Origin of the sequence: Chitinophaga qingshengii, from assembly GCF_014529935.1 — a bacterium.
Lineage (GTDB): Bacteria > Bacteroidota > Bacteroidia > Chitinophagales > Chitinophagaceae > Chitinophaga > Chitinophaga qingshengii.
This window is the reverse complement of the sequence record NZ_JACVFC010000003.1, coordinates 579,882-593,586: the sequence shown is the minus strand read 5'-3', so window position 1 is coordinate 593,586 and position 13,705 is coordinate 579,882. Positions and strand designations below refer to the sequence as shown.

13 protein-coding genes are annotated in these 13,705 nt (G+C 44.3%); 5 read left to right on the top strand and 8 right to left on the bottom strand.

Annotation, left to right across the window (positions count from 1 at the left end; translation table 11 throughout):
• Positions 1–27: 27 nt before the first annotated feature.
• From ICL07_RS22155 to ICL07_RS22135, 5 genes are all read right to left on the bottom strand, one after another.
• Positions 28–1,233, bottom strand: coding sequence for a FecR family protein (locus ICL07_RS22155; RefSeq protein ID WP_188090231.1), 1,206 nt, complete (start codon positions 1,231–1,233; stop codon positions 28–30).
• Positions 1,234–1,296: 63 nt separating this feature from the next.
• Positions 1,297–1,884, bottom strand: coding sequence for an RNA polymerase sigma factor (locus tag ICL07_RS22150; protein ID WP_188090230.1), 588 nt, complete (start codon positions 1,882–1,884; stop codon positions 1,297–1,299).
• Positions 1,885–2,046: 162 nt separating this feature from the next.
• Positions 2,047–2,796 (bottom strand): SDR family NAD(P)-dependent oxidoreductase, encoded by a 750-nt coding sequence (locus ICL07_RS22145; protein ID WP_188090229.1) that lies wholly within the window; start codon positions 2,794–2,796, stop codon positions 2,047–2,049.
• 76 nt (positions 2,797–2,872) lie between these two features.
• Positions 2,873–3,439 carry a Crp/Fnr family transcriptional regulator gene (locus tag ICL07_RS22140; protein WP_188090228.1) on the bottom strand — a complete coding sequence of 189 codons (567 nt, stop codon included), beginning with the start codon at positions 3,437–3,439 and terminating at the stop codon, positions 2,873–2,875.
• A 9-nt stretch (positions 3,440–3,448) separates the two neighbouring features.
• Positions 3,449–4,591 (bottom strand): DUF8184 family protein, encoded by a 1,143-nt coding sequence (locus ICL07_RS22135; protein ID WP_188090227.1) that lies wholly within the window; start codon positions 4,589–4,591, stop codon positions 3,449–3,451.
• A gap of 184 nt (positions 4,592–4,775) precedes the next feature.
• On the opposite strand from ICL07_RS22135, the gene ICL07_RS22130 reads away from it, so the two are divergent.
• The 5 genes from ICL07_RS22130 to ICL07_RS22110 all read left to right on the top strand — a co-directional run bounded on the left by ICL07_RS22130 (position 4,776) and on the right by ICL07_RS22110 (position 9,657).
• Positions 4,776–5,906 (top strand): serine hydrolase domain-containing protein, encoded by a 1,131-nt coding sequence (locus ICL07_RS22130; RefSeq protein ID WP_188090226.1) that lies wholly within the window; start codon positions 4,776–4,778, stop codon positions 5,904–5,906.
• Positions 5,907–6,117: 211 nt separating this feature from the next.
• The gene (locus ICL07_RS22125; protein ID WP_188090225.1) at positions 6,118–6,546 is read left to right on the top strand and encodes an EthD family reductase; all 429 of its coding nucleotides are present in this window, start codon (positions 6,118–6,120) and stop codon (positions 6,544–6,546) included.
• Between the two features lie 67 nt (positions 6,547–6,613).
• Entirely contained in the window at positions 6,614–7,186 is a 573-nt protein-coding gene (locus tag ICL07_RS22120) for a Crp/Fnr family transcriptional regulator (protein ID WP_188090224.1), read from the top strand.
• Between the two features lie 80 nt (positions 7,187–7,266).
• On the top strand, positions 7,267–8,457 hold the full coding sequence (locus ICL07_RS22115; RefSeq protein ID WP_188090223.1) for an MFS transporter: 1,191 nt from the start codon (positions 7,267–7,269) through the stop codon (positions 8,455–8,457).
• Positions 8,458–8,691: 234 nt separating this feature from the next.
• The gene (locus tag ICL07_RS22110; protein ID WP_188090222.1) at positions 8,692–9,657 is read left to right on the top strand and encodes a hypothetical protein; all 966 of its coding nucleotides are present in this window, start codon (positions 8,692–8,694) and stop codon (positions 9,655–9,657) included.
• A gap of 230 nt (positions 9,658–9,887) precedes the next feature.
• Here ICL07_RS22110 and ICL07_RS22105 read toward each other — a convergent pair whose 3' ends face one another.
• The 3 genes from ICL07_RS22105 to ICL07_RS22095 form a co-directional block, all read right to left on the bottom strand.
• Positions 9,888–10,949: an MBL fold metallo-hydrolase gene (locus ICL07_RS22105; RefSeq protein ID WP_188090221.1), complete on the bottom strand. Its 1,062-nt coding sequence runs from the start codon at positions 10,947–10,949 to the stop codon at positions 9,888–9,890.
• 31 nt (positions 10,950–10,980) lie between these two features.
• Entirely contained in the window at positions 10,981–12,465 is a 1,485-nt protein-coding gene (locus tag ICL07_RS22100) for an aldehyde dehydrogenase family protein (RefSeq protein WP_188090220.1), read from the bottom strand.
• Positions 12,466–12,559: 94 nt separating this feature from the next.
• A complete protein-coding gene (locus ICL07_RS22095; protein WP_188090219.1) occupies positions 12,560–13,576 on the bottom strand; it encodes an SDR family NAD(P)-dependent oxidoreductase in 1,017 nt (338 codons plus the stop codon).
• Positions 13,577–13,705: the final 129 nt, after the last annotated feature.

Here is a 13,705-nt window from a genome sequence, read left to right as displayed (position 1 = left end):
CTCCCGGTTTTCGTTTATGATTACCCGTTATTTCACATACAAAATATTCCCTTTTAACTCAAAGTTCACGTCCATTGTTTCCAGTACTTCCAGTACATTGGACAGGTTGGTATTACGGTGCATTTTCCCTTTAAAGATCACATTCTCCGGTTTTCCAATGTATTGTACCTCTATATTGTACCATCGTTCCAGTTGCCGCATCACGCTGTATAAATCGAGACCGTCAAAATTAAACAGGCCGTTTTTCCAGGCGATTATTTTCCCCGGATCAGGCGTTTCCGTTACTGTCAGCAAGGCTCCTTCCGCTGCTTCCGGTTTGTTTAAAACCGCCGTCTGTCCAGGTACCAGCACCTTTTGTTGCGTAGTATGAGTATGCATGGGCGTTACTTTCACCGCACCGGTCAACAAGGTGGTGCGGATTGTTTTTTCATCATCATAGGTGTTGACATTAAAAGAAGTACCCAGGACTTCCAGTTTCATCTGATCGGTTTCCACGATAAAGGGTTGCCAGCTTTTACTGGCCACTTCAAAATAAACCTCTCCGCTGATTTTCACTCTTCGTTCCCGGCCCTTGAAAGCGACCGGGTATTGTATAGAAGATGCTGCATTCAGCCACACTTCCGTACCATCCGGCAGCATGACGTGATACTGGCGGCCTTTGGGTGTGGTAATAGTGTTATGGGCCGTGCCGTCTGTTGCAGCAGAAGCGTCGTATGTAAGCGCGTGATTGTTCAGGGAGATTTGGGTACCGTTCTGTGTAGCAACTTTTCCCTCACCCAAACTGTCCAGCACCAGCTGCGTACCATCTGCCAGTGTAAGGATGGCACCATCTTTACCCGGCGCAATATCATGTTGCGCAGATTTTCCGGCGAACAGGTTCACATTTCGAGTACGCGGTGCCAGCAGGAAATATGCCGACAGGCCCAATCCCAGTATGAGTACAGCGGCCGCCCATTTCAGGACAGGCTGGCGCCACAGACGGCGTATGTTGGAGGTAGCAGGTTTGTTGGCTAGAAAGCGTTCCAGTGCTGCATTTTCATCAAACCGGGACATCGCGCGAACGTTTTCCTGTTGTATGTCAGGATTGTTCAATTCCATCCATAACCGCCGGTTTTCCCCGCTTGCGGCGATCCATGCATCCAACTTATCCTGTTCATCAGCCGTCAGCATCCCCTGTTGGGAACGGGAGATCAGCGCTGCAATGATGAAAGGATCGTTTGAAGAAGACATCATGTCTGTTGTGTTTATATTATTACAACATGATGTACCGATCGTACTAAAAGAATTGAAAAAAAATTATGAATGGTGGGAAAGAAACAAAAATAGGGAAAGTACGCCCGGCGACAGGCGCATTCTCAGCAGCTTCATGCCACGGGTTTTCTGGTTTTTAACTGTTTGAAGGGAAATGGAAAGAGCTTCGGCAATCTGTTCGTTTTTCAGTCCTTCCATATAACTCATGCGGACGATCTTGCCGCATTGTTCGGGCAGGTTGCTGATTTCGCGGTAAACCACCCTGAAAACCTCCATGCGGATGATGTCCAGGTCTTCGGTGGTGGTAGTATCTTCCTGTTCGCCGAGAAATTTGGCCTGGCGTTCCATGCTATGCTGCGCCCCTTTCAAAAAATTCAGGGCCGCATTACGGGTGGCCTTATAAAGAAAATCCTTTAGGTGCCGGAGGTCTTCGAAAGCGTATGGCTTCTGCCATAATCTCTCGAAAACGTCCTGCACAATGTCCTCTGCATGCCCGGGCTCCCCGATGATGGTGGCTGCGTAGTGGCAAAGCGCGCTGTAATACTCTTTAAATATATAAGAGTAATGCAATGTGTCACCGGAAGTTAATCCCCGCAAAAGCTGGTACTCATTAAAAGAAGATTCACGCGACAAGTTTGCAGCCCTGTTTTAGTTGAAGCATAAAAATGCAACAAATGTTGGAAAAAAAACAGATAAATTTTTGACAAAAAATTATAGAACCGTGATTGGCCATACAGAACTGCCAGCCTGAATTTCTTTCCTATGGCTTTCCATCCTCATTTTCAAAAAATGCCATCACCAGGGTATTTCCTGTAATCCATGCGTAAAAAAGCTGCCCCTATCCATATTTTCAGTTACCGCTCTGACAATAATACCGGCGCCTTCGGGAATTTCCAGCATGGCGGCAGCAGTTCCCATTTCAGTCTTTACCCAACCCGGACTAACAGCGTACACCGAAATATTGGTGTCCTTCAGGGCTTCCTGTAAGTAGATAGTGATTAAATTAACCAGTGTTTTGGAACTGCTATATCCGAATTTCTTGATGTGATAAATTGGTGATGTAGTGGTAGCATGTAACTGAATACTCCCTAATTCGCTGCTCAGATTAATAATGCGGCCATGGTTACTCTTCTTTAGTAACGGCAATACAGCCCTGGTTAGCTCCAGTGTTCCCCAAACATTGATATCAAATGTTGCTTTGAAATCTTCAATATCTCCATTCAGTATGGTATTGGCCATTCGGTCTCCGGTAGTCTTATTCGTTGCACTGGTGACCGCCGCATTATTAATCAACACATCCAGGTGACCATAATGGTCACTGATCCATCGATATACATTTTGTATCTGTTCCGGATCACTAATATCGAGCGGCACAAAATCCGGGTCCAGTCCTTCCTGTCGCAGGAGACGAACAGCTTCGGCTCCCTTGCTGCTATCACGACAGGATAGCATAACAACATATCCCTTTTTAAGTAACTGCCTGGCGGTTTCCAAACCTAATCCACGATTAGCGCCGGTAATAAGTACCACTTCAGTTGAAGGCATTTGAAATATTTTTATACTTCAAATGTCCTGTAAATGTCCACGCAAAAAATTGCCTTTGGATAAGAAAAGGAATGCCTTAAAGCTTACGGGCACGCAACCGGCTCAATGAAGTAGGGGTTACACCAATATAGGAAGCCAGGATTTTTAAGGAAATACGCTGCATATATTCCGGCAGTTGGAGTAACCGCTCATACCGTTCCTGCGGCGTATCCAATAAAAGAAAAGTCGTCCTGCACATACTGCTGACGAGTAATTTCTCCATCAGTTTACGGCCAAACTCCTGGAATGCAGGTATTTCATTATACAATTGCTGCAGGCTATCATGGGTAATTGTATACACCTCACTTCTTTCAAGTGCTTGTACATAGTACCTGGAAGGTTGCCGGGTAAGAAAGCTGGTCGGCTCAGTCACGACCGTATTCTCGAATACAATCCAGGTAGTGACATCTTTTTCATTCTCCGCTAGTGCGTATACACGAAAACAGCCGGCGGCAATAAAAGACATCGTTTCAGCCACCTGGCCTTTCTTCAGGAGAATGGCATCCTTTTCTATTTCCTGGTAGACGAAAGCGGAGATTACCTTCTCCAGGTCCGAAGCAGACAGATCACAATAGTTGGCTATAAAATGGGTTATATGATGCATTCGGGAATATTATATATCACGGGGCATGAAAGGTTTTCTGACATCCAGCAGCTCACGCAGCAGCACTTTTACCAACTCGTACGATTTAACGGGATAATTGATCGTTCTGCCGGTGATTTCATGGGATATGACATTCTTTCGCTCATCGTTCTCATATTCAAATTGCCGGTTCTTTGTGCGTACGGAGATCACATCCTGTTGCATATTCAAACTATCAACTTCATAATATTTCCAACGTGGTACCGCATCCACCAGGACGAACTTCTCTGCCACGATCTCCGGATGGGGGGCCGTGTCCTCACTGTTCTGAAAGCAGCCGTTCGCGTCGAGTTCCTGCGTAAATACCTTTATTCCCGCTCCCTCCGTGTACATATTGATAATATGGTTATCAGCGTCATAGTTCGTGGTGGTGAGCCTCGTTAACATCCCTTTGCTCAATTCCAGTTCCAGACTGCAATAATCTGGTTGGGGGGCGTTTTTTAGTTGTTCGTTTTTGTGGAGGCGATGGATGGTTTCGAACAGGATGCTGTCTGTCGGCTGCAGGGCTTTTAACAAGATGGTCTTATAAGCCCCGGAGGCCAATACCTCGAAAGAGAGCGTTGTATGGTCCTCATTGATAACGAGATTAAAAACCGGGAGGCCATAGCTTTCTCCATATGGGTTTTCGAGGTATTCGAACTGTGCGGTGCGCTGGTTATAATCCAGGATAACGCCGCTGTTCCAGGTGGAGCCAATGTAAACCCTGAACCTGTCTATAGAATGCGGATGATGTTTAAGATGGACAAAATTCGATTTGATCGTCTTAGGTTTTCCCTTCTCCAGGCCGAACGCGAAGGCGGTATCCAGGATAAAGCCGGTCAACTCATTCGTATATCCGTTGTAGATAAAGCCCCATAAAAATTCAGGGCTCTCCTCCTCCTGTTGGAAGGTAGATAGGGAGCGGAATATCCATTTGATACTTTTGGCGATGCTCTTACTATCCGGATTTTTTGACAGCTTTTCAATGTAGGCGTCCAGATTGGCAGAACAGGATTCGATATTACGGGTTGTATAGAACCGGTCCGCTTCAGCGGTGTTTTTCAGTTCTGTGTACATTTGCCGTATGATCTGCTGTTTATTGGCTTTGATTTTTTCCAGGTTAACGGTTTCCATTGCTCGTTTACGTTATAGCGCTGAAGATACAATGTATTTATGGGATTATAACATAAAAAGGGCGCTCACACATGCAACCACCAACACATTTTTACCCAGAGATAATTTTTAAGGACAGCATTTATAAATTTTTGTTTGTCATTTTTTACTATTTTCATTTAATCATTCATCAAAGAAGTAACCCATGCGATACTTATCCGTTGCCGGCAGCGTAATATTGCTGCTATTCCACGTAACAACTGTCTCTGCACAGATAAAAACCCTCAATGGAAAAATAATTCCGGCTGAAACCATGACGCAATTTCTCAAAGCAGAAATTGACTCTTTCCACATTCCCGGATTATCGATTGCTTTTATTAATAATAATAAAATCGTATATCATCATGCCCTGGGTTATGCTGACATTGCCTCAGCTAGAAAAGTTGATGACGAAACGTTGTTTGAATCCGCCTCTATGAGTAAAACAGTTTTCGCCTTCTTCATTCTCAAAATGGCGGAAAAAGGAGTAATTGCGCTGGACACTCCATTGTACACCTATCTTCCTAATCCGGATATCGCCTATGATGAAAGATATAAGCTCATTACGGCCAGGATGGTATTGGAACACACTACAGGCATGCCCAACTGGCGTGAATATGATCTGGCAGACTCATCGCTGCATATCAAAAAAGGTATGCTCTATCTCAAGTTCAAGCCGGGAACGGCCTTCTCCTACTCCGGCGAAGCCTATCAATATTTGACGGATGTAATAGCCCATTTATTGCACACCAACGTTATAGACCTAGGTGATATCGTATACCGCGAAGTTTGCGCTCCACTGGGAATGAAACATGCCTATTTTTCCTGGAACGACTATCTCCAGCAACACCGTGCCACCGGTTACCGCCTACAGCAGGACAGCATCAATACACCCGGAGAATTAAAAAAATTCGAAGCTTTCAGCGCAGCTGGTGGTCTGCGTACCAGTGCCCTGGATTATGCGAACTTTCTGATAGCATTACTGGAAGAAAAAGGTCTGAAGAAAAGTTCCTTCCGGGAAATGCTGAAGCCTGGCGTGTATCTTACAGACACCGCCATGATAGCTGAAACCGGAGAGGCATGGGGACTGGGACTCGCCATTAAACAAACACCTTATGGCGTAAGGTACATGCACAGTGGCAACAATGGCGACTTCACGGCCTATTTCGTTATCTATAAGGAAAAAAAATCCGGTTTTGTTTTTCTTGTTAATAACAGCGAAGCGGGAGAACTATTCGAAAAATTGCTGCCCTTTTTCACCGATGGCGACCCTGGCGCCGGGGTGAGTTCAAAATAACCTGAATTGCAGATGTCACATATACATACTGCACAGGTTATGCAGATAAATAACCGGCAAGCCCGATTCCTTCAGCAATTGCTCTGCCTCCGGTTTAGGAATGAATTTTATGAAAGAAGAATAATGCCGGAGGTTTTATTACATTTGATTGCTCAGTCAGCTTCCACACACGGAAGTAATTGATCATTTAAATTCGAAAGCTAACAACACCATGAAGTTTAAAGTAATCTTATCGTTTTTGCTTTTAACCACTTGTCTGGTTGCATTTAGTCAGGAAAAGCCATCCGGGAAACCTAAACAACACGACATGACAGTTAATGAAAAAGGCTTAATCAAGATATCCGTTATGTATCCTTATGCTGAGGGCAAAACCTTCAATATGGAGTACTATGAAACCAGGCACATGCCCATGATGGCAGGCTTTATAGGGTCAAACCTGGTTAAATATACGATTGAAAAAGGGCTTTCCGGTCGTGCCCCTGAAGACCCTTTACCATTTATGGCTATTGGTGTATTTTATGTAAAAAGCTTAAGTGAATACCGCGCGGCTGTTGCTCCGCATATAAATGAGATTCTTGCGGATATTGTAAAGTATACTAATGCCACTCCTACCATTTTTGTGAGTGAAGTTGTAAAATAAATATAATTGACCGGGCTGCCCCGGTCAATTATGTAAATAGAAACGGGACCAGTATACGACAATAACAATGAGTCAGAAACTAAGAGAACAGATAGAAACAATTACTACCCTGACTGACAAAGAATTTGAATACATCCTGTCTCATTTTACGTATCGGAAATTTCTAAAAAACCAATACGTTGTTCAGGAAGGTGACTATGTGAAGTACGACTATTTTGTCATAAACGGTTTATTGAAATCCTGGCATATTGATGGCAAAGGCGGTACACATATTTTAATGTTTGCTACGGAGAATTGGTGGATTTCCGATTCGGAGGCTTTCCACAACCAAACACAGGCAACGTTAAACATTGACTGTTTTGAAGATAGCGAAACACTTTTTATTTCTCTCGAAAACAGGGAGAAACTATGCGCTGATATGCAAAAAATGCAATACTTTTTTCGTAAGAAAACTACAGCGGGTTATGTGGCTTCACAAAAAAGAATTTTGTCGTTGATCAGCTTCAATGCCAGGCAACGCTATGAATATTTTACACAACTATATCCTGATCTTTTACAACGTGTACCCAAAAACCTGATAGCCTCCTATTTGGGAATCACGCGAGAAACATTAAGCAGGCTTACCTCTTCACAGCCGTGACATTTATCACACTCACTTTGTGATCTGTTTCCTTTGGCAGCCGTTCTGCATAACTGAATTTTGAGTAAAAAATCAGATTTATGACAGCGCGAGCTATATCCAACAAAATCCCTCCGGCCATTTGGGCCCTGACTTTTTGCGTTTTTGGCTTTGGTACCGCAGAATTTGTGTCTGTAGGTTTGTTGCCTTCCATAGCGGCAGATTTATCCGTACCTGTTTCCTACACAGGTCTCCTCGTTACGATGTACGCATTGGGCATTGCCCTTGGCGGACCGCTTCTTACAGCGCTGACAGGAGGTATCGGGCTTAAGAAACTTTTAATAGCAGCACTACTGCTATTCATTTCCGGAAATTTAATTGCCTTTTTTTCGGATAACATCTATACCCTGCTGATCAGCAGGGTAATCACCGGCGCAACCAATGGTTTGTTTCTCGCCCAGGCTGTAGTGGTGGCCAGCAATATGGTTACGGAGCATAAAAAAGCTACTGCCATATCATTCGTTTTTTCCGGACTTATGATTGCCACCGTGGTGGGAGCACCCGCCGGAACATACGTAGGTACGCATTTTGGCTGGCATACAACTTTTATGGCCATTATTATTTGGGCTTTGGTAGGGTTGATAGCCCTGGGAATTAAACTGCCGGCTCAACCCAAACCAATCGCTACATTAAAGTTGAGAGATATACCAGATGTTTTCAAAAACACGTCCGTGCTCATCGTGTTACTATCAAATATATTTGCTTACACCGGCACTTTCATACTATTTACATATATATCGCCTGTCTTAAAAAATATTACAGGATTTTCGGAGAACCTTATTAATCTGGTACTGTTGATATTTGGAGTTGGCGTGGCTTTGGGAAATTTTGCAGGAGGAAGATTATCCAATCGCAAACCCTCAAAAATTCTCGTATATTTTTTCTTGTTTCACGCTATTATATTATTCATACTTTCTTTTGTACTGGGTAACAAACCGTTGGTTTTTGCACTAGTTTTGGTGCTGGGATTTCTGGCATACGGAAATGTCCCGGCGTTGCAATTATTGGCGGTTCAGCTATCGGAAAAACACAAACCGGGCAGCAGTGGAATTGCATCTGCTGTAAATGTTTCGGCATTCAATATTGGAGTGATTTTAGGTTCGCTGATTGGAGGCATTATTGTTAATAGTTTCTCACTAGATATGACACCATGGGTAGGTGGTATTTTTGTACTGATAGCATTGTTTATGGGGATATTGAATTACCGGAGAAACAAAGCCATAGAGCAATAAAAGAAAGCTTTTCTCAGTTAAGCCGGATATTCCTGATAAAACAGAAAAGCCGCATAAATCCTGTGATTTAAGCGGCTTTAATATCTTTGATCATCTTGCGGTAATCCCGCCGGGACTGTGTCAAAAGTTGTGCTAAAGCCATTCTTCACGGTTCTACCCTGTGCATTTCCGGATCTGTGGCAAAATTCACTATCTTACAGCCTTTATCATTTTTATCCGAAAAATGTTCACCGAATGTTCAATACACTGGTAAGCCTCATGGGATCCGCTATTGATTCCGCAGACATCATTACTTTCCTGGAGCAGCACGGATTTAAATATCCAAAGAAGCCCTATATCTCCAACCGTTCAACAGAAACCTCTTACTGGATTGAAAACAAGAAACTGGGAATTGACCTGTTGTTCAATGCGCAGCCATACCTGGCAGCATACCCGTTGGTACAGGGCAACAAAAAAGGCATATTTGTACCGCGACTGGCAAGTGCCAGGTGGTACAACAATAAATCCTCGACCACTTTCCCGGACCAGGTAGACTTCAACGCCACTTTTGAGCACCTGAACGCCTCCCTTGGCGCTCCAACGCTCAAAAGCAGCGAGATATCACCTATATGGCTAAACGACGATGGCAGTGAAAGTTTCTATCGCTGGCGCATTCCGGTGGACAAACAGAAATACATTAGCTGGGGACCGGAATTCACCGACGAACAAGTTGTTAAGGATATTGTACTGGGACTGGATTACAGAAATCCACTATTCCACCTCTACAACGAAATGGATTACGGTACCCTGGAGCAATTTGTGAAAGAGCAAACCTTTTACAAGACCTCCGCCCTGATGTTCCTGCAATGGGCGCTTGACAGGAAACTTATTGCCGGCTCCGGCTATAATACCGCGTTGGACTGGGCGCAAAGCCTGCACAGAGGCTATGTGACAGAAGAAGATTTTGCCGCCGAACATGCATTTATCAAGGCTTATATTAAAAATCTGAGTGGACACGATGTGATTTACGACCGTGACCTGGCACTTACCTTCCTGAATGACCCCACACAGCGAAGCAACTATCGGGGCGAAGCTGCAACAGCTGTACTAGACGCAATACCAATTGACCAGGAACACTACAATATCGCTTCTGCCTTGTTGGATCGCCGGCTGAAAGAATACCAGGAACACAAATTTTCGAAAAGCCGGAAACAGGTTTAACCAATAAGTCAGGTAACGCACCAACCGTGCCATATCTGTATGTTTTGGTTGTCATCCCAGGCGACATTTTATCAGTGGAAATCCAAATGCCCTGTAGCATAAAAAAACATCTTAGATGCATTTAAAAAAGATACTCTTAGCTCCTTTATTTTTTAAACACCGGTTTACTTTGTTTGAAAGATCAGGTTCAGTCGATCGGATCTCATGTCAGTTCGACGGCAGCAATTCCTTTAAGGTTCATTTTGTTCTAACGAAAAGACTTCACCTAATTCCAATATTTTAAGACGTCCGTTGATGTTCCCTTTTTTATCAAGTTCTTTGAGAATTTGCTCCGGTTCCCCCATCGGTTCATCGGCAGAATCAAAGGTCCCGTAATGAAAAGGGATCAGGTATCGGGCACCAATTATATTGAACGCTTTCACTGCATCATAGGGATCTTGATGGTGCTGCGCCATAAACCAAGCAGGCGCATAAGCGTCTGCTCCTATTAATGCCACATCCACTTTAGGGAAAAGAGAGGCAATGTCTTTGTAATGCGAACCATGGCCTGAATCTCCACCATAATAAATACACTGCGCATCGGTTTGAATCATAAAGCTTCCCCAAAGACTTGTATTGCCATCAAACGGGCTCCTGTTTGCCCAATGTCTTGTTGGCAAAAAAGTTATTGTTAAGTCATTGGTTAAATTATATTGTTGATACCAACCTGCTGTTAATACCGGGTTTTTCACCCATTGGGAAATGAGCCGGTTTAGTTGCAGGCCTGCCAGTATTTTAGCTTGCGGATTGCGCTTTGACAATAACTTAATACTGTTTTTATCGCAATGGTCGTAGTGCGCATGAGAAATCAGTATATAGTTGATGTCTGAAAATTTATCGGGTGAAACGGGCAGTACCGAATATCGTCTGACAATAGGTAGTTTTCCGAACATGGGGTCTATCAGAATGCTGATACCTGATAATTGAAGAAAGAAGCTTGCATGCCCCAACCAAACAATTTTGTCCGAAGGATCATCGATCCAATCCGCATTTCGGCGAACGGTAATTCGCCAGGTATCTGCTTTCTTTAATGCCCGTTGCGGATTTCTCTGGAACATGAATTTCACAACATCACCCATACGGTTGACTGTTGGCTGTTCTTCATAAATGAACAGTCCGTTCTGATCCAAAGGAGTGCCCTTCCAATCCGGTTTAATGGTTGGCAATCCCGGGTTGAATGTGTGGCTTTTGACTACAGGTTTTCCTTTTCTTCTGAAAAACCATTTTAGTATTAAAAACAGAGTAGTAAGCATTTTCTCAGGTATTATTTACAATTACCGAACGCTATTGTCCGGCGGGGATCGCAATAGTTTTTATTTCAAGATATTCCTCGAATCCGGCTACACCATTCTCGCGGCCGATACCGGATTGTTTATAACCGCCGAACGGAGCGTTGGCTGAAAAGAAGAAAGCACCGTTGACATTCATGGTACCGGTACGAACCCTGCGGGCCACGTTCATGGCGCGTTCAAACGATGCGGACAGCACCGAACCCGAAAGGCCGTATATCGAATCATTGGCGATACGAATGGCATCTTCATCATCGTCAAATGGAATGACAGATAAAACAGGGCCGAAAATTTCCTCCTGTGCGATGGACATTTTATTATCTACGTCAGCAAATAGTGTCGGCTCAACATAAAAACCCTTTGTCCGGTCTTTCGGGATACCGCCGCCTACAACTAAACGTGCCCCCTCTGCCTTTCCTTTTTCAATATAGTTTAACACGTTCTTTCGCTGTGCAGCACTGATCATAGGGCCCATAACGTTGTTCATATCATTGGGGTCGCCATAAGGGATGTTACGATAGATCGGTTCAAGGATCGCAATAGCTTCATCGTAGCGTGAACGAGGAATGAGTAATCGTGTGTTCAAAACACAGCCCTGTCCGGCATTGGAACAAACAAAGCCGGCAGCAGGCAGAACCTGCGCGAAATCTGCATCATCGAGTACTACCATGGCAGATTTACCGCCAAGTTCCAATAGGGTTTTCTTGATCGTTTTGGCTGCGTTTTCCATCACACGGCTTCCGGTGGTGGTAGAACCGGTGAAAGAGATAACATCTACTCTCGGGTCCGAGGTAAGGATGGAACCGATGTTTCCACCCGGACCGGAAGTTAACACGTTCAATGCACCTGCCGGCAAATCGGGACATTGTGAAGCCACCCGTCCGATCATGGTTGCCGCCCAAGGTGTGTTATTAGCAGCTTTGAGTACAACGGTACAGCCGGCAGCAAGTGCGGGAATGATTTTTTGTAAATTAGTTTGTACAGGGGCATTCCAGGGGGTAATTGCTACCACTACGCCGGCGGCCTCTTTGCGTATAATTCTGCGTGCAGGCCCACCCATCGGCGAACCCAAATCCTCAATTTCTTCTTCAAACTTATAGTTGTTAAGCAGGGCCAGCGAATAATCTATATCTGCTACGGAGCTGTTCAGCATCGGGCCATAGGTGAACGCAAGCGGCACGCCGCTCTCCGCTACCAGTTGATGACGCCATTCATCGGCAACGACTAATAATCCGTCGCGTAACTGCACCAGTGCCCTCGCACGTTTGGCAGTATCGGTTGCCCAATCTGTTTCATCAAAGCAACGTCTTGCGGCAGTCAAAGCAAGGTCTGCATCTGTCGCATCGGCGGCGGCAACTTTACCCACAACTTCTTCGGTTGCCGGATTAATTACGTCGTAAGTTTCACCGCTTACGGAAGGTGTGAGTTTACCGTTTATAAATAACAGTTCCTCCGGATTGATTTTTTTAGAATTTTCCATTTTAGTTCAAGAATTAATTGCGTTAAAAAAATTGATTTGATTTCTGAAGTGTTATAAGCAATTGTTTTTGATATTTATTGCAATCGGCCGAATGCTACACGTTGAAATGAATACCTGTCATGTCTTCGGTAAGCTTCCATAATCGTTTTGCGGCATTGTCATTTAAGGAGTATTGCTGCACACCACTCTGATGTAGTTTAGCGGTAGTCTGTACAGATGGATCATCAGATAAGAGTTCGGCGATATCACCGTCTTCGCAGTAGACTCCGCCGATATTGTTGAGCAATGGGTTAGTGGCTGCAAAAACAGTTGTAGCTGCACCTTGTGGGATGGTTTTTAAGGATGTAAGTACCTCCGGACGAATATGGCCGTTGTCGTCCAGGAATCCCAGGTTCTTCCACTGTTCCGCATCGGCGTTTCTTCCTAATTCCGTTCCCGCAATAGAGCCGGGGTGAACAGCAAATGTCCTCACATTGAATTCTCTGGCACGATTGTCCAATTCCAGAGTAAAAAGATTGCTGGCTGTTTTGGAATGTCCATATGCCTGAAGTGTCTCATAATCGCGATTTTCAAAATTGGGATCATCGAAATTAAACGGTGCGTTATGGTGTCCGAGTGAAGAAACATTCACGACGCGAGCACCGTTGGCTTGTTTCAGCGCCTGCCATAATTTTGAAGTAAGATGAAACTGGCCTACGTAGTTTGTTGCTAACTGTGATTCAATTCCTCGACTGTCGTGTTGAAGCGGAACCCACATAATGCCTGCATTGTTGATCAGAATGTGTAACGGTCTTCCTGATGCGAGAAATTTGTCGGCAAACGCATCAATGGATTTTGGGTCCATAATATCCATTTCTTCGATTTCAATGTTTGCGATGCCTTCCAAATTCTTCTCTGCTTTTTCTACATTCCTTGCCGGAACAATCACTATTGCACCCGCTGAGGCGATTGTTTTAGCAGTTTCTAATCCGATGCCGGTATTGCCGCCCGTGACTATAGCGATCTTTCCGCTGAGATCAATTCCTTTGATGACATCAGTTGTTGTGGATTGGGCGTTATACCCTGTGTTGATGGGGTGTTGAAGTGCACCATTGTTGTTTGTTTGTATCATCTTATTTTTTGTTTGTGATGAAACAAAGATAGAATGCGCATCTGTGGACGGCTTTGTTCAGAAGACCGAATTTGCTTTGTTTATAGGGGCATGATAAAATATGCTGAAAGCAGAACGTAAAGCTTTGAA